The organism is Ruegeria sp. CF4 (genome assembly GCF_056537345.1).
The window spans coordinates 132,850-157,133 of sequence record NZ_JBQFRJ010000002.1 but is presented as its reverse complement, the minus strand read 5'-3'; the positions used below and the strand labels follow the sequence as shown (position 1 = coordinate 157,133).

Annotated in this window: 24 protein-coding genes and 1 tRNA gene; 7 read left to right on the top strand and 18 right to left on the bottom strand. The window is 53.2% G+C overall.

The genetic code is table 11. From position 1 onward, the window contains the following. Positions 1-18: 18 nt before the first annotated feature. The 5 genes from ACR0NF_RS07440 to gntH form a co-directional block, all read right to left on the bottom strand. The gene (locus ACR0NF_RS07440) at positions 19-912 is read right to left on the bottom strand and encodes a bile acid:sodium symporter family protein (RefSeq protein WP_480471049.1); all 894 of its coding nucleotides are present in this window, start codon (positions 910-912) and stop codon (positions 19-21) included. After that, positions 912-1,337 (bottom strand): YidH family protein, encoded by a 426-nt coding sequence (locus ACR0NF_RS07435; RefSeq protein WP_152456708.1) that lies wholly within the window; start codon positions 1,335-1,337, stop codon positions 912-914. Before ACR0NF_RS07435 ends, ACR0NF_RS07440 begins: the two co-directional genes overlap by 1 nt. 20 nt (positions 1,338-1,357) lie before the next feature. Next, positions 1,358-1,705, bottom strand: a complete 348-nt coding sequence (locus ACR0NF_RS07430; RefSeq protein ID WP_152456707.1) for a DUF1622 domain-containing protein — start codon at positions 1,703-1,705, stop codon at positions 1,358-1,360. A 5-nt stretch (positions 1,706-1,710) separates the two neighbouring features. After that, entirely contained in the window at positions 1,711-2,739 is a 1,029-nt protein-coding gene (locus ACR0NF_RS07425; protein WP_480778010.1) for a CobW family GTP-binding protein, read from the bottom strand. A 78-nt stretch (positions 2,740-2,817) separates the two neighbouring features. Continuing rightward, positions 2,818-4,113: a guanitoxin biosynthesis MBL fold metallo-hydrolase GntH gene (gntH, locus tag ACR0NF_RS07420; protein WP_152456705.1), complete on the bottom strand. Its 1,296-nt coding sequence runs from the start codon at positions 4,111-4,113 to the stop codon at positions 2,818-2,820. 731 nt (positions 4,114-4,844) lie between these two features. On the opposite strand from gntH, the gene ACR0NF_RS07415 reads away from it, so the two are divergent. Further along, entirely contained in the window at positions 4,845-5,915 is a 1,071-nt protein-coding gene (locus ACR0NF_RS07415; protein WP_480471052.1) for a tetratricopeptide repeat protein, read from the top strand. A gap of 411 nt (positions 5,916-6,326) precedes the next feature. On the opposite strand, the gene ACR0NF_RS07410 is transcribed toward ACR0NF_RS07415, so the two are convergent. The 4 genes from ACR0NF_RS07410 to ACR0NF_RS07395 form a co-directional block, all read right to left on the bottom strand. Further along, the gene (locus tag ACR0NF_RS07410; RefSeq protein WP_170337130.1) at positions 6,327-6,707 is read right to left on the bottom strand and encodes a hypothetical protein; all 381 of its coding nucleotides are present in this window, start codon (positions 6,705-6,707) and stop codon (positions 6,327-6,329) included. Between the two features lie 114 nt (positions 6,708-6,821). Continuing rightward, positions 6,822-8,000: a carbohydrate porin gene (locus tag ACR0NF_RS07405; RefSeq protein WP_480471072.1), complete on the bottom strand. Its 1,179-nt coding sequence runs from the start codon at positions 7,998-8,000 to the stop codon at positions 6,822-6,824. Beyond that, the gene (locus tag ACR0NF_RS07400; protein ID WP_170367313.1) at positions 7,997-8,761 is read right to left on the bottom strand and encodes a DUF3299 domain-containing protein; all 765 of its coding nucleotides are present in this window, start codon (positions 8,759-8,761) and stop codon (positions 7,997-7,999) included. Before ACR0NF_RS07400 ends, ACR0NF_RS07405 begins: the two co-directional genes overlap by 4 nt. A gap of 26 nt (positions 8,762-8,787) precedes the next feature. After that, a complete protein-coding gene (locus ACR0NF_RS07395) occupies positions 8,788-10,185 on the bottom strand; it encodes an amidohydrolase family protein (protein ID WP_170367314.1) in 1,398 nt (465 codons plus the stop codon). Between the two features lie 132 nt (positions 10,186-10,317). On the opposite strand from ACR0NF_RS07395, the gene ACR0NF_RS07390 reads away from it, so the two are divergent. Beyond that, positions 10,318-11,325, top strand: coding sequence for a helix-turn-helix domain-containing protein (locus ACR0NF_RS07390; RefSeq protein ID WP_480778009.1), 1,008 nt, complete (start codon positions 10,318-10,320; stop codon positions 11,323-11,325). A 339-nt stretch (positions 11,326-11,664) separates the two neighbouring features. Here ACR0NF_RS07390 and ACR0NF_RS07385 read toward each other — a convergent pair whose 3' ends face one another. Both ACR0NF_RS07385 and ACR0NF_RS07380 read right to left on the bottom strand, forming a co-directional pair. Next, positions 11,665-12,786, bottom strand: a complete 1,122-nt coding sequence (locus tag ACR0NF_RS07385; RefSeq protein ID WP_170334764.1) for a linear amide C-N hydrolase — start codon at positions 12,784-12,786, stop codon at positions 11,665-11,667. Positions 12,787-13,593: 807 nt separating this feature from the next. Next, a protein-coding gene (locus ACR0NF_RS07380; RefSeq protein ID WP_171208648.1) for an IS3 family transposase occupies positions 13,594-14,765 on the bottom strand; the annotation gives its coding sequence in 2 pieces (ribosomal slippage) (positions 13,594-14,501 and positions 14,501-14,765; 1,173 coding nt in all). A 96-nt stretch (positions 14,766-14,861) separates the two neighbouring features. Between ACR0NF_RS07380 and ACR0NF_RS07375 the strand changes: the two genes are divergently transcribed. The 4 genes from ACR0NF_RS07375 to ACR0NF_RS07360 all read left to right on the top strand — a co-directional run bounded on the left by ACR0NF_RS07375 (position 14,862) and on the right by ACR0NF_RS07360 (position 19,307). Beyond that, positions 14,862-16,520, top strand: coding sequence for a GMC family oxidoreductase (locus ACR0NF_RS07375; protein ID WP_480778008.1), 1,659 nt, complete (start codon positions 14,862-14,864; stop codon positions 16,518-16,520). A 230-nt stretch (positions 16,521-16,750) separates the two neighbouring features. Next, positions 16,751-17,236 carry a GNAT family N-acetyltransferase gene (locus tag ACR0NF_RS07370; RefSeq protein WP_171208650.1) on the top strand — a complete coding sequence of 162 codons (486 nt, stop codon included), beginning with the start codon at positions 16,751-16,753 and terminating at the stop codon, positions 17,234-17,236. A gap of 201 nt (positions 17,237-17,437) precedes the next feature. After that, positions 17,438-17,836 (top strand): GNAT family N-acetyltransferase, encoded by a 399-nt coding sequence (locus ACR0NF_RS07365; RefSeq protein ID WP_217352377.1) that lies wholly within the window; start codon positions 17,438-17,440, stop codon positions 17,834-17,836. Positions 17,837-18,479: 643 nt separating this feature from the next. Beyond that, positions 18,480-19,307 (top strand): class I SAM-dependent methyltransferase, encoded by an 828-nt coding sequence (locus ACR0NF_RS07360; RefSeq protein ID WP_171208651.1) that lies wholly within the window; start codon positions 18,480-18,482, stop codon positions 19,305-19,307. Positions 19,308-19,563: 256 nt separating this feature from the next. On the opposite strand, the gene ACR0NF_RS07355 is transcribed toward ACR0NF_RS07360, so the two are convergent. From ACR0NF_RS07355 to ACR0NF_RS07325, 7 genes are all read right to left on the bottom strand, one after another. Further along, positions 19,564-20,112 (bottom strand): hypothetical protein, encoded by a 549-nt coding sequence (locus tag ACR0NF_RS07355; RefSeq protein ID WP_480778007.1) that lies wholly within the window; start codon positions 20,110-20,112, stop codon positions 19,564-19,566. Between the two features lie 243 nt (positions 20,113-20,355). Next, positions 20,356-20,667, bottom strand: a complete 312-nt coding sequence (locus ACR0NF_RS07350; protein WP_171208653.1) for a hypothetical protein — start codon at positions 20,665-20,667, stop codon at positions 20,356-20,358. Positions 20,668-20,811: 144 nt separating this feature from the next. Further along, positions 20,812-20,976 carry a hypothetical protein gene (locus ACR0NF_RS07345; protein ID WP_170416179.1) on the bottom strand — a complete coding sequence of 55 codons (165 nt, stop codon included), beginning with the start codon at positions 20,974-20,976 and terminating at the stop codon, positions 20,812-20,814. Beyond that, positions 20,969-22,027: a hypothetical protein gene (locus ACR0NF_RS07340; RefSeq protein ID WP_171208654.1), complete on the bottom strand. Its 1,059-nt coding sequence runs from the start codon at positions 22,025-22,027 to the stop codon at positions 20,969-20,971. The genes ACR0NF_RS07345 and ACR0NF_RS07340 overlap by 8 nt, the downstream gene beginning before the upstream one ends. Before the next feature lie 3 nt (positions 22,028-22,030). Next, complete coding sequence (locus ACR0NF_RS07335; RefSeq protein ID WP_170408637.1) at positions 22,031-22,210, bottom strand: hypothetical protein; 180 nt, start codon at positions 22,208-22,210, stop codon at positions 22,031-22,033. After that, positions 22,210-22,716, bottom strand: coding sequence for a eukaryotic translation initiation factor 4 gamma (locus ACR0NF_RS07330; RefSeq protein ID WP_170585306.1), 507 nt, complete (start codon positions 22,714-22,716; stop codon positions 22,210-22,212). The genes ACR0NF_RS07335 and ACR0NF_RS07330 overlap by 1 nt, the downstream gene beginning before the upstream one ends. A gap of 19 nt (positions 22,717-22,735) precedes the next feature. After that, positions 22,736-22,829 (bottom strand) — tRNA-OTHER (locus ACR0NF_RS07325). Between the two features lie 450 nt (positions 22,830-23,279). On the opposite strand from ACR0NF_RS07325, the gene ACR0NF_RS07320 reads away from it, so the two are divergent. Further along, positions 23,280-24,254 (top strand): adenylate/guanylate cyclase domain-containing protein, encoded by a 975-nt coding sequence (locus tag ACR0NF_RS07320; RefSeq protein WP_171208655.1) that lies wholly within the window; start codon positions 23,280-23,282, stop codon positions 24,252-24,254. The last annotated feature ends 30 nt before the right edge of the window (positions 24,255-24,284 follow it).

Sequence of the window (24,284 nt, the reverse complement as noted above, 5' to 3'; positions counted from 1 at the left end):
ATGTCGTTCGCCCAATCGTCATGCATTGGTGCCTCTGTCATCACTACCAGATTGGCTATGCCGTTTTCTTGCCACTGCGCAGGCAATAGTGAATACAAGGTTGATTGGAACCATCAGCATCATGAAGGCCAGAACGCTCGTTGAATAGGCCGGATCAAAGCAGCACGCATCCACAAGTAGATAGACAAGACCGACATTGCGAAGGTTTGTGCAGGTCGCAAGGACCTGCCGATACTCCTTATTCTCGCCGCCTAAAAACCAGCCGAGCGCCATTAGGGACAGAATGAAAACCAATATCGCGATCAGGCTCGAAGGCCCCAATCCAACAGCGGCTTCCTGCCGGATGCTGATGCTTGCTACGACAGATGCAATGAAGGAGACTGTCGATATAAGCATCGCCGGTTTGTAGATATGCTCGGCGACATCCGGGTAAAACCGTCGGATCAAAATCCCAAGAAGCAAGGGGATTCCGATCACACCCACGATGCGGATCATTAGTTGGTCCCAAGCGACACGTTCCAGCGCGGCGGTTGGCAAAACGACCTGAGCGGCCGACGGCGCAAGAACCAAGCCGATGATTGAAAGTAAAACCAGCAGGGCCCCGGCCGCGCTGACTTGTCCCGGCGCTTTGGTCGAAAATTGGACCGCGTTGATGCCGCCGGGGGCGACTGCCAACAAAAACAAAACGGCGCTAACTGATCGTGGTAGTGGGAAGACCCCGATAATCAGGATTGCAATGACGGGCGGTATGAAGACATTTGCAGCAAGAAGGCGCGGTAGTCTTTCACGTTCCAGAACCGTTGCACCCATTTCGCGCAGCGTTGCACTCATCCCGATGCAAAGCATGGCTAGAGTAATGAAGATATGGATGAATAGGGTGACGGATTGCTCAAACGGCAGCGGCGACTCCATCACAGCGGTTCCACATTCCAAAGGATGCTGATCGTAGCGTAAATAGCGACCGCCAAGATCAACCCGGCTGAGACCAGCGCAGGTGAAATCGGAAATGGCTTTCCGGAGATATCAGAGATCCGCTTAAGAAAAGTAATTTGCTGTATGATGGCGACAGATAGCATTATTACCGCCAGTATCAGCATGAATAATCCGACAAAACGTGCATGTTCTATCGGAACCTCTTCCAACCCAGGTACATCAGTCAAAATTCTGAATAGTGCGGGTATAGAGAAGCCAAAACCAACGAGCGACGTAGCCGTTCTCATATATCCCATGGTCGTCCTGTCCGAAGCGAGCCGGGACCGCTCGAACGCCAGATCTGTTCGTTCGCCGGCCAACTGATTGTTAGAACGCTGCGGCATGTCCTCGTCGTCAAAGTCCATTGGAGGCCTCAGTTAGAAAATCAGGTTTCACTTGGTTTATCCTCGACTCTCTCCTCGCGAATTTCCCGAACGAGGAAATAGTCGAGAAAGGTTCGGACGAAGGCGATGGCTGTCAGTTTCGCCAATTCTTCGATTGTTGGGTCTGTTGCAGTCGCTATAATATCCGCGCCTAGTTGCAGTTCGAGCGCCACAATCAGGTATTTTCCAAGGATGCGCCGTGCGACAGGCTCGGCATCCGACTTCCGATGCATAATGAACGCTCGTGCAAAGGCGATGCCTCCAGCAGCAACAACGATGACGCTCGCCGCTTCGAATAGAACCTGGATGTAGCTCGCCGCTTGAACGATCAGGATTTCCAACTCATGCATGGTAACTATCCTGTTGCGACAGTTACAACTTCGCTATTTTCGTTCCCGACAGACGAACCAGAGCAAGCATCGAACAACTCACGCAAGTGCGCTTGATCAAGAGTTGTTTTGTGTGCGATGGCAACGATCCGGTTTGCCGGATCCTCGCCCCCCCAAGGGCGGTCTTTCGTCAACTCGACCCGCCGCCCGACAACTTGCAGCAAATAACGGCTGTTCGGGTCGTCATCCAGGTAAACAAATCCCTTGCAGCGATAGATATTTGAAGGCAGTTCTCTCTTGATCATTCGTTCCAATGCTTTGCGCTGCAATGGCGCGTCGCGCGTATAACTCCAGGTGCTGAAGAAAGAACCGTGATTGTGCTTATGATGATGTTCGTGGTCGTGGCTATGCGCTTGATCAGCCATTGCGCGAGAAACATCGAAACGACCGACAGACAGCAGGATTTCGAGTGGAACGTTACATTTGACGGCAGGAACGATGCGAACCCTTGAGAAGAAGCCGTCTATCCACCTCTTTACCTTTGCAGCTTCCTCGACTCCTGCCAAATCAACTTTGTTAAGGATTACAAGATCCGCAAATCCGATCTGCTGCAGCTTGAGCTTGGCAAGGTCCGGGTCGTCATAAGTAAAGACTTGATCGGCGTCGACGACACACGTCACACTGTCAAGCCGTATCAGATCGCGATATGCTGAATCCACGAAGGTCATATAGATGCTTGCCGGATCTGCAACTCCGCTGGCTTCAAGCAGTATGTACTCAATGGGATCATCACGCTCGATCAACGCTGCGACCGACTCAACGAGATCATCTCGGATTTGACAACAGACGCAGCCGTTCGCGAGGCTAATCATCCCATCTTCGACGTCGACAACCAGTTCTGCATCGACATTGATCGAGCCGAAATCATTCACAAGAATGCCAATTTTCAACCCATGTTCACCCTTTAAAATCCGGTTCAGCAGAGTAGTTTTTCCCGCACCCAGAAACCCTGTTAGGATCGTCAGCGGGACAGGTTCTTTTGGGGCGTTGTTCATGGCTACATCCTTTTGCAAGAACTGTGATCGCGCCGCGTGGCTAAGAAACGCGGCGCTTATTTTTAGTCAATAATCAGATCAATCCGTATGATCGCGCGCAGCAATCAGGGCGTGGAGGTCGAAGCGGAAAGTTTCTTCGTCGTAGTGCTGCGTCAGTGGACGGAGTACGTCCTCAGGCATGTAGAGGGCCGGATCTAGTTCCCGTTCCCGCAGGAAGGCATCCTGTTGTTCCTCACGCGGCAAACGCGGTTTCGGAATCTGAATGTAATCCGGCATCTCGCCATCCGGGAACGGTATCGTTCTGGGATCTGGTGGCTGCATCGCCGGCATTTCCGGACGCAGGGCCATACGTTCCCAGATACGATCCTTTGTGACGTTGATTACCTTGGTGTCTGGTCCACCAAAGAGGAATAGACCATCCCAATGCGCGCGAATTTCCGCGATGGCTTCGCCCGCCGATTCCTCGGTGTAGTGGCAGATCACACCGGCCCGAGGTTGAATTTCGTTCATCAGATATCCCGCCGCATAGTAAGGCGTGTGGTAGGTATCCAGAGTGAATTCCAGAACTTCTTTGGGCGTGCCGTATTTGTAGTTGAGTAGTTGCGGTAGATCGGCTTGTCCTTCGGTCACGAAAATATCGCAGCCTTTCGCAAACTCGATTGTGCTTTCATCAGGGCGCCCGTCGCCTGTCCAGACAAAGGACAATCCGGCTTCTTCCCAATCCACGCGATATGCTGACGCACCGCTTTTCACGTGGCTTCGCGCCCAGTGCGTGACTTTCAAACCGGGTTCTTCCAGAACCACACCGCCTTCGTCTTTGTAGTCGAACTCAACAACTTCGGTGTCGTAGCCGGCGCCAATCGGGCAGTGGTCAAAGTTCTCAAGATGCCATGTCATCATCTCATGCATCTTGTCGACCATATATTGGGTGCCCGTCTCTGGCCGGTCACCTGATGGGCCGAAAATGCGCAAACCGTTGCGCCAGCCTCCCGACCATGCGCGGAACGGCATGAAGTAGGGCAAGTCTGCATAGTGGTCGACGTGCAAGTGGCTGATGAAGATGTCGCGCACCATCGGCGGCAAAATGCCAAGCTGAATAATATTCCTTACGCAGCCATTGCCGAAATCAAAGAACAGGCGGCGCGGGAATGGAGTACCGTTCCCCAGCTCCAAGACAATGCATGTGCCGGACTGTACCATCGTCGGAGGCCAAGGCGTGCTACCCGGAAAACAAATCCGCATCTCGCCTTTTGGCAAAAGCTCGTTGGGTGGGAAAAAGTTGTTGCTTGTACAGCCGGGTGTCGGCCGGAAATACTCCGGCAGCGTAATGCCACCGCCGGGGCGTTGCCCGTAAGGGTTGCGTGATTGGCTCATTTTTGGATCCTCCGAGAGTTTTTTTGGTGCACAGTTTTTTGTTTTTTCTTGGTTCCTGAAGACAAGGACCTGCGTTTCCTAACCATCGCCGATATCAACTAGCATCGCTGAGCCTCTGCGTAAGTCGTCGAATTTCGGACAGCAGCTCGTCTCGAACAGTCTCCCATTCTTTTCGTACAGGAGACTTTTCTGGTGAGAGGGCTACGTGCTTAAGAACTTCATCAAGGTCTTCCACCGCCTCACGTACATTTTCGTTCCTTAGCGCTCGGGACAGAGCCGCCTCGGAATACTCAGGTATGAGGGCGTGGAGTTCCCTGCAGTTCATGGTTGAGTGTGGCCTTTTTGTATTCACTTTAGCCAATATGTTAGAAGGTGGGTGGAGCGGAAGAAAGTGAGTTACGGTGAGCTAGGGGTGAGTTCAGCTTAGATTCAGAGAGGCGGGATGGTTATTAAAACACTGAAAAAAATAAGAAAATGGATGTGAGTCTGGGGAAATGATAGAGGCTGGAGAAATTAGGCGAACACTTGAGCGGGTCCTTTCATCCGCAGAGTTTGCTGGCTCACCCAGGCTGCAGTCCTTCCTAAGATACATTGTCGAACAGGAACTTGACGGTCACGGGCGCTCCATAAAGGGCAAAGTTATCGCGACAGATGTCTACGATAAGGAGCTTGACGAGACCGGTGGGGCACTAAACCTCGTTCGGGTTGAGGCCCGTCGCCTTAGGCGTGCCTTGGAGAACTACTACAGTGACGCGGGCAAATCAGACCCTTTACGCATAACTATGCAAACCGGGGGGTATCGACCACAATTTGAACCATCCGTCGCGACGAAGCCAACTAGCGGGCAAAGCCAGTCGGCATCATCGCACTCTGGCGGTTTCTGGCGTCGCAAATTCCTGTTACCGCTCATCGGAACAACGCTTTTGTTGGCATGTGTCCTAGGATATTTTGGACTACGCGGTTCCCAATCGAACACACAGTTCGCAACCAATAAAAACCCCGCAGAATTGGCTGCGCTTCGGGAGAAGTCATTCACCAGTGTTCAGGCTGCAAACTTAGCTGAGCAAACACGGGGATTGTTTTTTCCTTTGTTCGACCTCCGACGGCAAGCCATTAACTTGGAAACGTTTCGGTATGTGATTGACCTCGATCCGCAACTTGCTGCAGGTTATGCGGGTTCGGCCCAGGTGCTCACACTTAAGTCACTTCTGACAAGCGATGCTGACGCTTCAACCGCTTTAGTTGCTGAAGCTTTGGAAATGGCAGAACGCGCTACCACGCTAGATCCCTTGGATGGTTGGTCGCAAGCCGCTCATGGCTGGACCCTTGCTGTGACTGGAGATAGTGAAGGAGCGCTTAGACGTGCCCGAATTGCCTTGGATCTTAGCCCTCAAGACGGACATACTTTGGATCTGATAGGCATCACGGCCCTAGTTGTAGATGATCCCGTGTTAATGGCCGAAGTTTCTAATCCACAACGGTCTCGACTAGGCGTGGGTCGTTTCGCATACAACAACATCTATGGGGCTGCACAACTTATGTTGGAGAACTATAGTGAAGTCATCGATGCCTTTTCCAAAGCAGCAGAGCGAGGCCATCCTGTGAGTCCGCCAAGCCTCTTTTTGCTCGCCACCGCCTATCACGAAACAGGTAATACTGTGGGGGCGGAGAAGGCAATTGTCGAAATGCTGGACACTTGGCCAGACTTCCCTGCCCGCAGCGTCGTAGAACGTTTTTTTGTGAAAGATCGTGAGACTCGTTCACGTGTGCTATCCGTGCTTGATCTTTATTCACCAAGTTGAGTTAGCGGACGTGAAGCGAGCCGAAGGGTTAACTGCCTGAATACTGTTGTTTTCGCCGCCCCAGTCGCGAGTACTCATACGCTTTTTCTCCGAGCCGTTGCGCGCGAAAAGCAGACTTTGCAAAGTCCGGTTGACCACATTGTCCACCAAAGGCGACAGTTCTGCTTCGCGACTGGGCTATACATAGCCCTCAAAGCGTATTGTTTGCGGGACTTCAGTTGCACCGTTTTCCTGAGCGAGTAGGGCGCGTGCTGACGAAAAGGTAGCAAGCGCAAAAAGAACAAGAAGGGCCTTTATCATCGTAGCGCCTCGGATCCGGGTTTTGAACTTGGGCCGGGGTTCACAAATGATCGCCCCGGCCAGCGTCAGGACAAACGAGGTAGTTCTTGCCCTGAAACATCGTACTTTCGTCTAGTTGAGAAGATCACCGACGATGCCGACGGCATCGACCACGGTAGACAGGTCATTCGTAACTTCGAGGACTTCGTCATCGACCAGAATGTAGCGGTTTCCTTTGCCCGGCTCCCCAAGCTTCCATTTGGAAAGGTCCCCAATATCCTCGAACTCCAGGTCAGATGGGAGCTTGGCACCGCGCGTGTAGCGCTTGATCTGTCCAGGTGGTACAGCTTTTGGGCCTTTGCCGGGTTTGTCTTCTATCTGAATGCTGACATCACCGTTCTTGCCCCCCTTGTTCGGCTTTTTACCCTTGTTGTCTTTGGCATGGGCATCGCTGCCTCCAAGGATGAAAAACACAACTGCTAAGGCTGCAAGAATTCCGTATGCAATCTTCATAGATTGTTCCTTTGCTTCCCAACTTCATTCGACCGGCGTTGAAAATTCCGGCACGCGCTTGATCTCTCTTAGTTGCCCTTTGGCACACCCCTTAGTGACTGCCTTCACCCCGCATTAGAAAACGATCCGGGTTCTTAGACCGAACAGGGTAATCCGGTCCTGATCGGGATTTAGAAGCGGGTCGGAAATGAATTGTACCGATGGCGTGATCTGCAATCCGGGTGAGATTGAAAAACGGTAGAAAGCTTCAAGCGTGAACTGATCGCCATCTATGCCTCTTGCTTCGGCCCAGTTTAGGCCCAGACCGGCCAAATCGGTGTTGCGACCATAGTAACCGAGACCGGCAGAAATCGACCGTTCATAAAGCGCTGCGGTCCCCTTCGAGGCCCCAGCCCGAAAGAACGGCATCCACTTATTGTCAACAAACCATGCGGCAGAAAACGCAGCGCCGTAATCTTCTGGACGGCTACCATCGTCAGCCGCATCCGCATGCCAGAGAGTCAAATGGACATTGTCAAAATAGATGCGATCAAAGCCGGACGTGTACCCAAGCTCGAGTGATTTGAAGAGATTGCCATCGCTAAACACATCAAAATTTGGATCGGACGGGTCGGCGTTTGCGTCTGAGATGCTCGTAATAGCGTAGAAGTTTTCGCTCAGCTTTATCCCGCCAGCAATTCCAAGGCCTTGATTGGGCGCGTTGATTGTCGGATTGGTGTTGAAAGACAGGTTCTGAAAACCACTGTAGGGGCTTACCAACCCATAGATATCCACAAAGTCCGTTACATCGATCTGCCCGACTTGCAGCGTCCACGAGCCGTCCTCGGCCCTTTGGGTCCAGAACAGGTTGGTCAGCAGCAAACCATTATCGTTGAAGGCTGTCCCCGTGATAGAAAGCGCTCCGCCATCCAGACCGAGAAATTGCGGGGCAACATCCGTGTAACTGTGCCGGTCTTCGATCTTGAATGTCAGAGAACCCTGTTCAGTTGCCTGCCAACTGCCGTAGAACCGCGCAATTCCGCTGGCTGCTTCGCCGGTTCCCAGATCAGCATCCGTGGTTTGGCCCAATGCCAGGTAGTCAATGTTGAACCGAAAACCACCCTCAGCCAGTCGGTCTTTCCACTGAAACCAACCCGGTGCGATGTTGCGTGGAAAATCGGAACGATATTGCGGATCGGTGAGCCCGTCTCCGGGCGCAAGATCAGCTTCGACTGAAGATGGCCCGGATAGTCCCTGAGCCGACGCTGCGCCAGCAAAAGCAATGCTCAATGCGGCAACCAGAAGTCTTATCATTTTGACGCCTGTGCCCCACCGGTCTTGCGATTTCCCGCCGCGCGGATGCGATCAGCAGCACGCTGCTGCCATTCCAACCTGTCTGCCTCGGTTTCCAGAGTTTCGACACGTTCCGTCTCTAGCTGGAAAGTCGCATTCATAGGCATGAGGCCGTCAACAACCATCATATTCTGAACAGAAGGATCGATGGTCAGCGTGCCTGTCAGCCGAACGGGTTCGTGGAAATAGCTAGGCGCCCAGTCCCCGTTCAACCGCACACGGATCATCTGGTTAGGCGGAGGTGGAGGCATGTGGCTGCACATCCCTCTTTCTGGCACCAAATACGCCACAGGCCGGCCGTCCGGATCGCTCGGAGCAGGAATGGCAAAGCCCGCGAGTGTGATTGTTCGGCCGTCGAATTGCGCGTTTCCGCTCGTTCCAGCCTTTCTTCGCCGCTCCGTCACGACCTCTCGCTGATCGAGTAGCCAGTCGACATCAATCCCATCAGCCGCCAAGGCATCCTCAGTCTCGGTCAGAAGCTCTTGCCATTTCTGCCTCTCTTCTTCGCTGCCACTATCCTGCTGTAACCTGCCGCGCAGCCGTACGACGTAAAGGACATCGTCGAATTGTTCGGCGCTAAGTTCGCGATAGGGGTCTTCAAAGACCTGCGCAGACGGATCTGGCAGATCTGCCCAGTCCAACGCGGTTCCAGGCGTCGCCGCAGCATCATAACCGCACAAAACCAACCCTGCGAATACTGCGGAGCAAAACCAATTTCGCATGAATGCTCTCCGGCTGCTTTATCTGGTCAATCCAGTGTGTTTTTGTAGATCACACCGTCCTTCATGATCAGGCGGATTGTTTCCGGGCTGTCCGGCCTCGGGTCCGCACCGAACCACTGATCGCCTGTTCCAACGACAGAGAAGTCTTCGAGGGGGTTGCCGTCTATCAGCAGGATGTCGGCATAGGCGCCTTCTTCGATCACACCCAGTTTGCCTTCCGGATAGGGGTTCATGAAATCACCGCTAAGTGCCGCGATCTCGCCACCTACCGAAGTTAGGGTTACCATCGACGCATAGGGGCCGAAGAAATGGTTATTCAGATGTTTCTCGTAGGCGATCTGGATGTTGCACGCTTCGACCGAGCCGACGCAATCGGTTTGGAAACCGCGCGGCGCCGGGCATTCCTTCATACTTGGAATGTAGGCTTCGAAGGTCGCCGAGGCCGATTTGGCCTTCCTCAAACTGTTGGGGTTGTTTTTCACGGACGGAACGTCAAGAAGGCCCGGATCAAATGCCGTGATGTTCGTCGTGATGTACGCTCCTTTTTCTTTCATCAAAGCAGAAATTTCGCAGTCAAAGTGAAATCCGTGTTCAATGGTTCTAACCCCTGCATTCAGGGCATTGATGATCGCTTCTTTGCGGTAGGAATGTGCCATGACATAGGTGCCGTACTCGTTGGCAACCTGAACAGCAGCCTCGATCTCTTCCTTCGAACCGGCGAGCAACTGCCATGGATCGAATGCCGAAATCACCCCACCTGATTGCATGAACTTCAGTTGCGTGGCACCCATGCGCAAGTTGTTGCGGCCATACATGTAAATTTCGTCAACACCGTTGACCTGTTGGGCCATATTCAGAGTGCCAAAGTTGGTCACCCCGCCCGGCGGAGATGTGAAAGATGCGAAGTCGGCATGGCCGCCGCGCGTCCCGAGAAATGCGCCGGAAGGATAAAAGCGGGGGCCGACGATCTGGCCTGCGTCTATGGCACGCCGCAGCCCGCCACCAGCGCCCCCGGCATCGCGAACGGTCGTGAAGCCCTGCATCAGGTACATTTCGGCCATCCGTGTCCCGTGGATGGCGAAATCCTCCCAGGTCGAGTTGGTTTCCATCTCGGCAATCGATGGCCCCATGAGCATCAGGTGCGCGTGATTCTCGATAAAGCCCGGTGTCAGAGTGCGTCCGCCACCGTCGATAACCTTCGCACTCGGCGCATCAATGGCATCGGTTGAGACGGACTTGATCAGATTGCCCTCGACCAGAACACTGGCATTCTCAATGCGTTGCTCATTCACACCGTCGAAGACATGCACGTTGGTAAACAGCGTTTGGGGTTCTTCTTGATCCTGAGCCTGCGCGGTCGTCGAAAAAGAAAGAACTGCCGCGACAATTGCCGTCGAGCAAAGAGACATTCGTAAGCCGGACATAAGTACTCCCTTCATATTCATGTTTTGCCAACTATAGTCTGGAATTCATTGGCTCGGTTGCCCCTTTTGAATTAGGATGTGCGAATGTGACTGCAAAAATGGCCACTTCTTAAAGCTAATCCAACAAGGGTTATGAGCTTGCCTTTCAACTCCACCTCCCGAGAGCATAGCGAGGGCTTTGTTCGCCTCTCTTTAGCCGCTCCCTTTCTGCAATATCTCACCGAACGTAAGATCAATCCGCAACCAGCATTGGATCAGGTCGGCTTGAAAGCTGAACTGATGACTAACCCATCCGTGTTCGTTCACTCCGAGTTGGTTTACGGCTTGGTAAATGCTTTCTCAGAAGTATCAGGGGATCGATACCTAGGACTGAATGTAGGGGAAGCGTTTGACCTACAAGGATGGCCGCCCTTCGCTCAAGCCTTGCAATCTACAAAAACGCTGTTCGAGTTTTTTACCCGCTTTGTTGAGCTCGTGCCGCAGGAGTCCAATTCTGTGCGGCACAGCCTTGTCATTGAAGCAGACAAAGCGACTTATCGTATCGAGAGGCAACAGGAACCAACCGTCCCACCCATTCAGGTGACCGGTTTTGGTGCCGCAATCTATGTACGCCTATTGCAGACCGTCGTCGGAGAGTCCTGGGACTCTTCCCGTGTGCGATGGGAAAGCAGATACATCAATGGGCTGCCTATCGACTACAAAGGGATCGAGGTTGGCCTTGGGACTGATCCCGGAATGCAAATTAGTTTTCCTGTGGAATGGTTGTTTTTGCACCACGTCTCTGAGGGTTCTGCCAAGCCCATAGCATCACTTCGACAAGATGAAGAAGTAACCGTGGTGGCAGCTTTGCGATCTGTCTTACGCGACAAACTGGATGAAACCGATTTGGGACCAGAGATGGTGGCTGGAATGCTGGGAATACAACCGGAACGGTTTCTGAAAGCGCTTCAAAAACAACGCACAACGCTACCGCGCGAAATCAAACGGCTGCGTATCGATGTCGCCAAGGAGCACCTCAAACAAAACCAGATGACAATTGCAGAGATCGGACTGATGCTCGGCTATTCTGACAAGTCCCATTTCACTCGCTTTTTCCGAGGTCAGACCGGAATGACACCGACCAAGTTCCGAAGCAAGTAAATGTGGTCGAGCCAAATGAACGCTTCGAAGATTAGGTCCTCGTGGGATCAGTTCGGAGAAGTTGTAGTGCGACGTTGAACAGGTTAGTCGACGACATGAATGGTTGGTTGCCACCGCCGATACAACCTCTGCAACTGGCCGTTTCGTTGTGTATTTCGGAGTTAGCAAAGCTTGGTTGCGAAGGTCCGCTTCGGGCTGCCTCCAGTCACTAGTGCGAACAGTGGTGAACGCGGCTTCGAGCCTAGCGCCGGTAACTCGCTGGAGCGGTAAACCCTCCATTCCGAAGTTTTATTGGGCCGCAGCTAGCGGTGATGCCGCCACGGCCCACGTGGTAAAACGTCAATTCGTTGGGGTCACATCGATTAACGTTGGTTCGCGATCACCGCTGGTTTCAAAGACGATCATCTCGCCTCCCATAGCTCCGAAGTCAATCTGCTTCATATCAACCATGTGCACCGTTCGGTCGTACATCGTGTGATAGTAGTAAACGAGGTTCAGGGAGTCCGCAGCGGTTGTGATCTGTGTTGCGCTGTAAAGTAGGTCATCCGACTGCACATCGTCTTGAGCGCCCTCAGCGGCATCGGCAGGAATGTTGAAGTTGTCCAGTATTCGGAATGCCTCGCGTACGGTGTCATAGCCACCTTGCGTCTCCCGCGCTGTCTGGGAAAAGGCGACTGCGCGGACAAACCGGGATGGGGGTGTGAAGTCGCCTGGCAGTCCTATCATACCGCTCCCAGCGCCCAGGGGCGCGAAAGTAACGCCGCTTGCCTCAACTTCGGGAAGCCCAAGAGCCGACAGGTTTACATAGTTGTTTAGGTTCGTCATGTGCCAATCGTAGTTTGGCGAATTGGTGATCACGCCAAGCGGGGCATCGAAAACCGTCAGGTCACCATCAATGTACTCGACGACGATCCTTCCGCCGAACCGGTCAGCAACCAACATATGAAACGGGAATGGAAATCCTAAGGTCTCATCCACGACCCCGACGACACGGACATTCGCCAACCCTGTGGCAGCCTCTTCAACTGTCTCAAATTGGGAAAGGACATAGCTGGCGAGCAAATCGCCGGGAATCGTGTTGCCGGAAAGGTCAGGGTCGTACTCCTGATACTCGGTGAAGCCGGGCAGATAAAACAACCCGGCGGTCAACCCAGCTTCGTTGATCCCATCTGCGGGAGCCCCATGATCCAACATGCTGATACCGACCATTCCAAATCGGCCGGTCCAGTTTGCTCCGTCTTGCCCATCTGGCATTTCGCCTGCGGTATAAGTGAAACCTCGCGGAATAATGTTGATCTTTGTCTCAAGATCGAACGGCCCCCATTCGGCGGTCCTTGCGCGAACGATGCTTCCATCCTGCCCTGTCAACATGATGCCAGTGCATCCCCAGGCCATCGATACTGAAGCCACAAAGGCTATGGTCGCTTTTGGTAATATCCGAAATAACTCGATATGACGCATGGTCGTTCTCCAATTGGACTGATCTGATCTCATGAACTCACTCGACCAAGCTACCACACCGGTTCTCAAGTTGAATGAAGTTTGCATGATCTTCAAATAGGCAAGAAAGTCCGCCTATTCCGTCCGCCGGACTTTGCAAAGTCCGACTCTGAATGTCTGGTTTGGGCTGGAAGCGGCCATCCGAAAACCTTCCCCGGCAATACGGCGATGGCGCGAAACAGGCAAAGAATGAGACCCGAAGATATGGAGCCTCGAACCAAGAAAGTTGAAGGTTAATGCGCCCAAAGTTTTGGGCCAAAAATGCAATTCTTTGGGCGAAATGCAAAGCTATGGGCGCACCTACAGTGCCTGTAGGTGCGCTCATAACGCTGCATTGTTTACATTGATTTCGTTAAAGAAAATCTTGGAGCTTTGCCCAAAACTCTGCGCGGTACTTGCGCATAACTTTGCACGATTTGCCCATAAGTTTGCGCGTTCCAAAGTACGCGCTCAATTTAAGATAGTTCCTGTACGGGTCCTACAACTTTAGAGCACTGCCCTTCAATCATAAGTGCGCTTTGATTGGCAGTCTTCAACTTTTGACCGATCAAAGTACTTCACTCGCACGCAGGCGATAAACCGCAAACGCGTCAGTTATGAGATGCCTGGACAACAACAGCAAACAAACGCGCATCAGCGCAAATTTATTCGCGCAGGAGAAATGCCACATGGATCTCAAAGACTTCTCCGGCCTGTGGGTCTGCTTTGGGCTGGATGCGGACTCCGCGACAATGAATGCGAACGGCCGCTCTGTCGTTTTGCCCCGTTTCAGTGGACGGTTTGAAAGGACCCGGCTGACCGATCTTCGAAGTCAGCTGGACTTACGTTGCCAAGATATCCATGGCGACGCTTTCGATTGTAGAACACTTCAATATACTCGAACAGGTCGGCACGTGCTTCATCTCTGGTGCGGTAGCGTACGCGGTTTACACGTTCGCGTTTGAGAACGCCGAAGAAGCTTTCGACGACGGCGTTGTCATAGCAATTCGCTGCCGCACTCATGCTGCATTCGATGCCATGCCGGGCAAGTTCCTCTCGAAAGTCGTCACTGGTGTACTGGGCGCCTCGGTCAGAGTGATGAATGAGATGCCCGCCCGGTCGGCGCGCCTCAATGGCCATGCGTAAGGCGCCAATCACAAGGTGCCGGCCCATCCGCTGGCTCATTGACCAGCCCACAATCCGGCGAGAGAAAAGATCCATTACAACCGCGAGGTAGAGCCAGCCCTGCTTTGTCGAGATATACGTCATGTCAGCAGCCCATCTCTGGTTCGGTTGCCGCGCCTCAAAGTTCCGTTGCAACAGGTTCTTTGCAACCGGATGGGCCGGGTTGCGCCGCGTCGTGACCCGGAAACGGCGTTTGGGACAGCCCCTCAACCGTTCAAGGCGCATCAGGCGGGCAATCTTGTTGCGCCCGACTGTGACGCCTTCCGCCACCAGTTCGGCATGCACCCGAGGACTGCCGTAGACACCCTTGCTGATTTCGAAGATCCGCCTGATCTTCGGCATCAATTCTCTGTCCTGTTTTGCACGGGTGCTCTCCGGACGTGTGCGCCAAGCGTAGTATCCGCTGGCTGAAATACCCAACAGCCTGCACATCATGCGCACTGGATAATGGCCACGCCGGAGATTGATACAGGCGTACTTCACTTCGACAGCCTGGCGAAGTACGCCGCCGCTTCCTTTAGGAAATCACGCTCCTTCTTGACCTTGGCCAGCTCGCGCTTCAGCGCAGCCATCTCTTCGTCGCGTGCACGACCATGGCCGGGGAACGCATCCTGGCCCAGCAACGCTATCTCACCTTGCCATCGTCGAAACTGTCGGGTGCTGATACCCAGCTCATCGCAGACAGCCTTATCCGTCATCCCTTCTTCCGCAGCCCGGCGCAGAGCTTCTCGTTTGAACTCCGCGCTGTACCGCTTGTATCGCTTCGGCTTCGTCATTCGACACCTCCCGACGCTGTCTGCGTCTATTCTAGGTGTCCACCAAATCAGAACAAAACCACTGAGCCCAAAGCGGACATACCCAACCTCCGCAAAATGTGTTGCTTGATAAAGGGCAGACTGTCCGCCACTCTTTCCGGATTGGTAGTTTGGGGTTTTGTCATGACGGATAGTTTTGACGTTATTATCGTTGGCGCCGGAAGCGCAGGATGCGTGCTCGCCGCTCGTTTGACCGAAGATGTAAAGCGTTCCGTTTTGCTATTAGAGGCCGGTGGATCGAACGACGACCCCCGAGTTTCCACACCCGCAAAATTTGGCGCGCTCACTAATACACGCTTCGATTGGGCCTTTCGAACCGCCCCGCAGGGTGAACTTTCAGGGCGCCAGATCGCCTATCCGCGCGGTCGATGTATCGGCGGCACTGGTTCGATCAATTACATGATTTACCTGCGCGGGCATCCGAAAGACTACAACACGTGGTCCCAAATGGGTGCTAAGGGCTGGGGATGGGACGATGTGCTGCCCTATTTCAAGAAGGCTGAGAATTGGGAAGTCGATGGAGATCCTTCGATCCATGGAGACAGTGGTCCGCTAACTGTGACTAAGCCAGGCGAGCGGTCGCCCTTGACCGAGACATTTATCCAAGCCTGCCAGCAGGCCGGGATTCCGTTTAATGGCGATCTGAATGGCACGGAATTGGACGGCTGCGGTTATTTCCCCGCGACTTTGCAGGATAACCGGCGGGGCGGCACCGCGCAGACATACCTCTCCGCAGCGATGGGGCGTCCCAACTTGACCGTTGTGACTGGCGCGACTGTCATGTCGTTGCAACTTGAGGGCAGTTCTGTGACCGGTGTGAATTATGTCGCCAAGGGCGAACTGAACAATGCAACAGCACAGGAAACCGTCTTGGCGGCGGGTGCCATAGGTTCACCACAGATCCTGCAACTCTCAGGAATTGGCCCAGCAGACCTGTTGAACAATGTCGGCGTCCCGGTGAAGCATGACCTGCCCGGTGTGGGCGAAAATCTGCAGGATCATTTTCATTACCGCGCCCGTTGGGAAATCGATCAACCCTTGACCTTCTTTGGCCGAAGCTCTGAGCAAACTGCGGAAGTTGAGCGCCTCTACTCAGAGGAGTCGCGCGGGCCCCTGACAACGAACCACTTTGAGTCTGGTGCATTTCTGAGATCCGGACCTCATGTCGATATTCCCGATATAGAACTGCTTATGATCCCATATTTCATAAGCTTGGGAGCCCCGGAGTATCGCCCACCGGATCGCCACGGTTTCACAATCTCTGGTTTTCCGACCCGTCCTTGGAGCCGAGGGCGTGTGACGATTGCATCAAGCGACCCATTGGATCGGCCCATTATCGATCCTGGATATCTTAGCGATCCGGCGGACGTCGATCTGATGCGCGCGATCATCAAAGAAGCGCGGAAGATTGTGTCACAGGAAGCTTTTGCGAAGCTCAATCCAGTTGAGATATCTCCGGGGGCGGACGCCCAGAGCGACGAAGAACTTCTTGCGGACATCCGCGAGATTTCGTCGACGTCTTTTCATCCCGTTGGCAGTTGCAGGATGGGGCAAAGCGATGATTGCGTCGTTGCTCCCGACTTGAAGGTGCACGGGCTTGAAGGGTTGAGTGTTGCCGATGCGTCTGTGATGCCGCAAATGAACACCGGACATCCCAACGCGCCGGTGATTATGATTGCTGAAAAAGCTGCCGAATTGATCGCCGCGCGGGTCTGAGTGAAAAACTGCTAGGCGTCAGATAAGAGGCATTTTTGCGAAAGGTTCACCAGTAGCTTTGTCCCGCTTATGGGGATTTGCAAAGTTTAGTTGGGAGTGTCCGGTTAGGGCTGCGACCCGCCAACCATGCAAACCGCAAAGAACGGCAATATTGAGCCCATACCTCCGGAATACTGCGAGGATACGAACGGCAGCTTTGCAACTCAATGCATCACGAATAGTGTAGGCGCATGAACGAATTCCGAAACGCCAAACCTTCCGACGCAGCTCGGTGCTTTGAGATCGAAACTGCTGCCTATGAAGGCGACGAAGCAGCAACCTTCGAAAAGATTTTCAGGAGGATCGAGGTCTATCCCGATGGTTTCCTCGTTCTTGAGGAAAAAGGCGAGATTGTTGGCTTTATAAATTGCGGATGTGCCCATGAAGTCGAAATGTCTGATGAGGAATTTAAGGAGCTTGTCGGACATGACCCCGACGCACCAAACGTCGTAATAATGTCCGTTGTTGTTGATTCCGCGCATCAGGGCAAGGGTCTGTCACGGTCAATGATGGTCGAATTCGTGGAGCGCATGAAAAGGATGGGTAAGTCGACAATCCACCTCATGTGCAAAGAGCATCACATCCCACTCTACGAGGGGTTTGGATACAGTTATTTACAGCCATCGACTTCCGACCATGGAGGAATGACTTGGCATGAGATGTCTATTAAACTTTAAACTCGTTGGAGTGAGAGAAGTGATACCACTTGAAAAGCCTTTGCGACTAGCCGTTGAAGCTGATGCCCATGCACTTGCGGACTTGGTGAACTTTGCAGGCGAAGGCCTGCCGCTCCATGTCTGGACTGGGTTGGCACAAGATGGCGAGGATGCCTGGCGGTCGGTCGCGCGCGACAGGCTGAAAAGGCACGAGAGGGGCAAGTGGTCGTAGTTGACTTTGGCAACGGGGCGGTTGCCGGTCTTACAGGCTATGGGATCGGACCTGAACCAGAAGAAATTGGAGATGACTTCCCAGCCTTGTTCCGTCCCTTGCACGAGCTGGAAAACAAAGCGTTGGACAGTTGGTATGTCAATGTTCTGGCTTGCTACCCAGAGACCCGTGGTCAGGGACTTGGTTCAAAAATACTTGAAGTCGCCGACGAGATAGCCCGCGATGCAGGACACAACACTATGAGTGTTATTGTTGCCGATGAAAACGTGGGAGCCAGACGTTTATACGAGCGAAAGGGATACACTAAGTTGGACAAAGCCCCATGCGTAAAAGACGGCTGGGCGACCGAAACAGAAAACTGGGTTCTCCTCGTCAAGTCGCTGTCCTGATATCGGGCGTAACCGGTCTTTCTAAGCGGAGGCCGCTCTCGCTTTTCGGCTGAAGGGGTGTTGGCGCTCACAATCAATCATATTTGCTGTGCCCCTCGAGAGCTGCCGTTGGTCTGAGAGCAACGAAGGTCGGGAATGTCCGCAGAGCGGTCATTCGAATTTTTTGTTAACGTCTGCTGCCTGCGCGATGCAAATATCCCCCCTTGGGGCGGTTCGCTCAACTCACAGATGGTCCCAAAGGAAGCCAAAAACCGCGGCTAAATAGAGGCCCGTTATGACATAGCCCCTGTATCCGTAATCCGACCACTCTTGGATTGTGTACGTAAAGCACTTTATGCGGCAGCTGTCAGGAGAACCCGTAAACTCACCGCCGAACAACATGAAAGTTGCGATGCCGCCGAACAAAACCAGCGTTAGCCACTTTCTATTTTGCCTAGGAATCTTGATCCGCATGCAGTTTGCCTAAAGCATCGCGATCTAAAACACCGTGAACTTATTCACGCTTAAATGCGGGCTACCTCAGAGACTCGCAGTGGGTAGCGAAGGTCCGCTCTGAGCCCGAAGCGGATTAGGACGCAACGATTGCTTTGTTAAAAGATATCCAGCAAGATTACGCAGGCGAGACGCTTGGGGGGGAGCCTAGATGGACTGGAACGCTCTTGCGCATCCATGGATCGACCATGAGGAGCCAATCGAAAAGGCGCATAGTCCCGTAAAGGATGGGTTGCTTGAACGAGCGGCACTTAAGGCTGGCGAGAGGGTACTCGATCTTGGTTGCGGCTCTGGCGCCCTTTCACTCGATGCCGCGGATCAAGTTGGTCCCGATGGAAGCGTGATTGCATTCGACATTGCTGAGGCATTTGTTGCTCGTGTCAGTGAACGTGCCCGTAACCTGGCTCGTGTGGAGCCGGTTCAGGGTGACGCGCAGCACTATGACTTTAGTCGCGCCAACTGTGACTCTGTCATATCATTATTCGGAACCATGTTTTTTGGAGAGCCGAAGTCAGCCTTCGCAAACATAGGCAAGGCCCTTTCTCCAGGTGGTCGAATGGTGTTTGTCACTTGGGCAGGTCCGCAGCACAACCCTTGGTTCTCGGTTCCCGGGCGGGCTTTGGCTGAGGCGTTGCCGGAGATGCCCAAGCCCGACCCGTCGGCCCCCGGACCAATGGCTTTCGCCAATATCGAGATGGTAACGAGCCTATTATCTGAAACCGGCTTTGAACATGTTTCGGCCGAGGAAGTCGATACCCACCTAACACCGATTGGTGCTGCGGCGGACATTACGGCGATGATGCTCGCAATAGGTCCATTTCGCGGGGCCATTTCCATGTTTGCCCACCCAGACGCCGAAAACGCCATATTGGATTCCGTCGCGGCAAGTATGATCAATGGTTTTGGCGTCTTCGCCGCCGAGGACGGCATCAAGGTTCCTGCCCGTGTGATTTACTACTCTGCTACTCGGGTGACGTAACAAAGACCGTTTCGTCCGCTTGTCGGGATTTGCAAAGTTCAGTTTGGAATGTCCGGCTAGGGCTGGTTGCGGTCAACCATACTCATAGTAGAGACTGGTGGTACATAGTTCCGCAGAGCAGTGCTGGCGAAATGCTTATCTGGGGCGCTTTGGTTCCTAGCAGGAGAGGAGCTTAGAAGAAGCACGCACTACTACGACGACAGTCGCCATAGACTTCTTATGTCAAATATTGGTTAAGAGCGGCAGGTAAGCTGTACTAGCGGTCTGGGTCTGTATCGAGCTTGCCCCAGAGATCATCAACCATATCTGAGAAGCCATCATTCGAGGCCTCCTTGGGCAGTAGACCAGCTCTTCGCCGGCGTTCGACCTCGGCCATTAGTTCTTCCTCTGTGGCTGATTCAACCACATCACATCGAAGAGTTTCAATCTCGTCCGCTGTCCACGACTCAAATTTGTCAGCGTAGAAGCCTAGGGAATACGGCTCGTCATCAGAAATCTGCTTGATCACAGCATTCCAGTCTTCGCTCTGGTTCGATTCCTTTTCGACCCTCTCATCTAGTTCGCGGATAGACTTGCGGATCATCGGCAGCAGCTCTGCCTCAACGCTTTCTTCGCCCGCGCCGGTCCCCGCAAGCCAAAGGTCTGCGATCTTGCGGACGAGCCTCCAGACCGTCTGATTTCGAGGGTGGCCCTTAATCCGGCCGCCTAGACCTTTTTCTTGAATGCCAAACCGCTCGGCAGCACGTTCGTTCATCCGGATATTGTAATCGGACACGTCCGCGAGTTCTGAATCGTTCTCAGCCACAGCTCGGGCGACCTCTTGATCACCAACATAGACAACCACCTTCAACATCCCGCTACCCCTTCCTTCGCCGGTTCATCACTCGGTCCAAGTGGCTGTAGTCCAGATCTCGCATGATCCTTTGCACTCGCTCTGGATCGACTTCGCGATCTTTTCCAGCGGTGTAGACGATGTGTCTGACGTAGATCGCCAATGCGACAATGATCACGGCGGATAAGATCAAGCTGAAATGCTCGGGCCCCATCACTAAGTCTTCTTCCTCGGGTCTTCAATCCCGAGGTCGTCGAACACGTTGCCGCTACCATCAGTGATCTCGACATCATCGTCGTCAGTCACTAGATCCCAGGTGTTCTCTTTGACCCATTCATCCCGCCATTTGGGCGCGTCGGCCGGACGCTGTGCAAAATCGGCGATTTGCTCGAAAATCATTTTGCGCAATGCAAGCCAGACCTCCGGACCTTCTTTGCGACGAGCTTGCAACTCTGCGATCAAGTCATCCAGAGGAACATCCTGTAACGGGCGCACGAGGATCTCTTCTTCTGAAAAATCATCTGTCATCGCTCAACATCCTCGACACTGATCGTCAAGACTAAGATCTTGTTTGGTTTTACAGTGATCTCTTTTCCTTTAATCTCTCGATGTTTGCCGTTCACCAAAGTCTCGCAGATTACGAAAATTGGGATTTCCTTTTCTGTAGTCTCGTCACTCATCTGGCTTACCCTTCGGATCAGGCAACTTTCGCGACCGGATCTCATCCGAGGTAATCGGCTTGGTAAGTTTTGCTCGACCGGCCGAAATTTCAGCCTCCCGAAGCCTAAGCAAACGCAAGGTTTGTTCATCCAGTTCAACGTCGTCGTCATCACCCATCAGACTTCTCCCGAGTACAGTAGCAGTGAGAACAAGTCACTTGAGACCTGTCGGCTGTCCGAACGATGTCACCAACGTGGCCACACTCTTCACACGTCACACCGCATCGAAATTCCATCCAGTCAGCGTACTCCTGAATGAGATCGTGGTATTGACTGAAACCGATGGAAATCTTGCCATCCTGGCCTTTCTTAATATCCGAGATCTGAATAGTTCCAGGGTCCAGTGCCCTGAAATCCTGACTGAAGGAAAGCTTGTGGAGTGCTTGCGAAATCATCACGAGCCAGCCCTTTCCGACAGCAGGAACAAGAGATGCGCAATCCGGAGAAACGAGGTCTGGATAGTTTTTCACAATGTCCAGCCTCAGGCTGTCGGGCCAGGATTCTTCGGCGCCCTCAAATCGCCGCCGCAGAGCATCATTGTAGCACCAGCTGCAAAGCGTCGTCACAAACCCAAGGATGGTCTGGCGTTGGGCAGAATTAGAACAACCTTCACAGGTTTGCTCAATCTGAGCGACACGCCATTGAATCTCTTCACTCGTAGCCTGGTTGCAGCCTGGGCCCTCATAGACGCGCAAGCCTCCCAATTTCTGTTTGATCTGAACGATGGACGGGTGTTCATCACCAAACAGGTCGGGCTGCTCGTCGATCAACCTCTTCACTTTCTCAAGTGCAAGCGTAAGCTGCTCCACCCACCCGGCACGATACTCACCAAGCTGCTTGAAGACGCTTCCATGAATATCATTCCAGTCGACAACACTGCCCATCACTGACCTCCGGGCCCGCGCCTCTTTGAGATCGTGTGAAACCTCCGCCATAGCATTCATCATACGGTCGACCACTTCGCGGTCTTCACACTCGACATGCAGACACTCCGCCGACCATGTGACGTCAGAGACGTGCGGAGCTGGGTAGTTGTGCGCCATCACCAAACGCATCTCTTCGGCGTACCAGGCGTCAAATGAGCGGAGATCATCTGGAGCTCCATGCTCCTCGATCACACCTCGAACCTTTTCCCTGAATTCCTTCCAACTCTTTTCGACATCATCCATCAGTCACATTCTCCAGAACTTGGTCTTGTTGAGATGGAAGACCCCTCTCGAGATCTGGCAAAGGGCAATCAGCGGGACATGACCGGTGGCCAGTGAGCCCGTATTCATGAGCTTCCGGGCGTAGTTCTCATCATCGTAGTCTTCCATAATCTTATTGAAGGTCACTTGTTGTTCGGCGGTCATCACCATTCCTTCTTCACGCACGCAGGGCACCGATTACGGTCATCCGTTCGGTCGATCTGACCGAAATAGCCACAAACTGAGCAGGTCATTCGATCTCGAGTAGGCTTTTTTCGAACGCCAAAAAGCCTCTTCCTTTTCGGGTGGCGCTTGCTCGCGACATCATGCGCGCACCAGCAACAAAGTGTCTTGTACCAGCCGTCCAGAAGTTGGGTCTCGGCACTATTCCCGCATCGTTCACAGCTGTGATTTGCACGCGCAATCGTCGCAGCGATCATCGACTGAATTTGTCGATCATCACACCGGTGGTAGATGCGGAGCTCGCCGATTTTCTCTTTGATCTGAAGGACAAAGGGGTAGGTGGCACCCTTCAGATCGCAGTATTCCTTAACCTCTGTGAAGAGCACCGTGACCAAGCCGGACCAGCCTTCGGGTGTGCTTCCGAGGTTCTCCTCGACCGATTGCTTGATGTCGTTGAAATCAATTGCGTTCGTGACGTCGCCCGCCATGTCGGACACCTCCTGAGGATGGTAGGAGGCGTCGGAATCGAACCGACTCGTGCACTCTAATCTGGAGCAATTACAAGGATATAAGCCTCGCCCGCATACCAATGCTGCCTCCCACGGATTTCGCGTGGGTTATCGACCTCAGGCCGATATTCGATGGCAGTGGATGCGTGTGTACGTCATGACCGCAAGCTGAACCAGTTCGCATAGCCATGTCAAGACGGCGCTTGCTGCACTTCGAGTTTCACCGCGTAGTTCTGGGAACCTTCTAGCTTAGCGTGTGCCCGATACACTCATGCATCTTATTTTGCGGGTCAGTACAGCGTCGAGTAGCTCTCCGACAGCGAAACGATTCGATACCCTGTGATCCGGACTCGAACTCAGAAACTCCGTCGATAGTTCGCTCTGAACCGACGTGCGTCTTATGCGCTCCGTTCTGGAGAAATACAAAAGTCTTGATCTGACCAAACCTCAGCGGCAGCATTGACCTGCATCTTTCGAAAATGGAGATCCCGGTTGCAAGACCTTGTAAGTCTCATTCCATTTAGCGTCTCGAGTCATTTGTGATGATACGTTCCTCACCTGAACTGCTGGCAGTTTCGAGGCGTTGGTATGAAATACTCAGAACCAAAAAGAATACTGACGAGTTGCAGGATTTTCTGTCGAAGGCAGATGAACTACGGTTTGTTGGGACAGGCGAAGGAGAGTTTTGGAGTGGGCAAGCAGTTCGCGATGGGGTTAGCGGCTTTTTCGCGGAGATCCCTGCTCCCGTCGTTTTCGAAGAAGTTGAAGCTGAGGCCTTCGAAAACGGAGACACGGGATGGTCATCTTTCGTCCATAAGATTCAGTTTGTCGGCTTTGATGAAGCCGTATTTTACCGCACCGTCCAGATTTTTGTCCTGGAGGGAGCGGCCTGGAAGATCATCAATCGCCACGCTTCAGTGCCCACTCCAAATATTGAACTCGTGGGTAAGGAACAGCTAGCCATCCAACAATTGGTTGATGCTGCGCGTGAAGATGGACCCGAGCTGGTCCAAACCGAAGGTTTGGCTTCGGTACTTTTCACTGATGTGGAGGGCAGCACAACGTTGGCGGAGGCGTTGGGCGATCAGCGTTGGTCGGTGCTGATCGAAAACCACTTCCAAGTCTTGGCGGCGATCATCGAAAAGTATCATGGCCAGTTCGTGAAATCCCTTGGAGACGGAACGTTGTCCGTCTTTCCGTCCGCGAAAGAAGCACTAACGGCCGCTATCAAGATTCAGGGGGCCATTGCATCGGCTTCCGAGGAGCCATCTTTCGGTGTCCGGATTGGGATTCATACTGGTGATGTCGTGCAATCTCGTGGAGATTTTTTTGGCACTGTGGTCAATAAAGCATCACGCATAACGACCGTTGGTGCGGCGGGCGAGATACTCGTTTCAGATGCGACTCGTGCCATGGTCGGAGGACGAACCGATTTCTCTTTTTCTGAAATAGAACCCAGACTCCTGAAAGGTCTACGCGGTCACCACGTCTTGTATCGGTTGGAGTGGCAAGATTGAGTTTGCGGCTGCTCTGACACCGAAGACCCA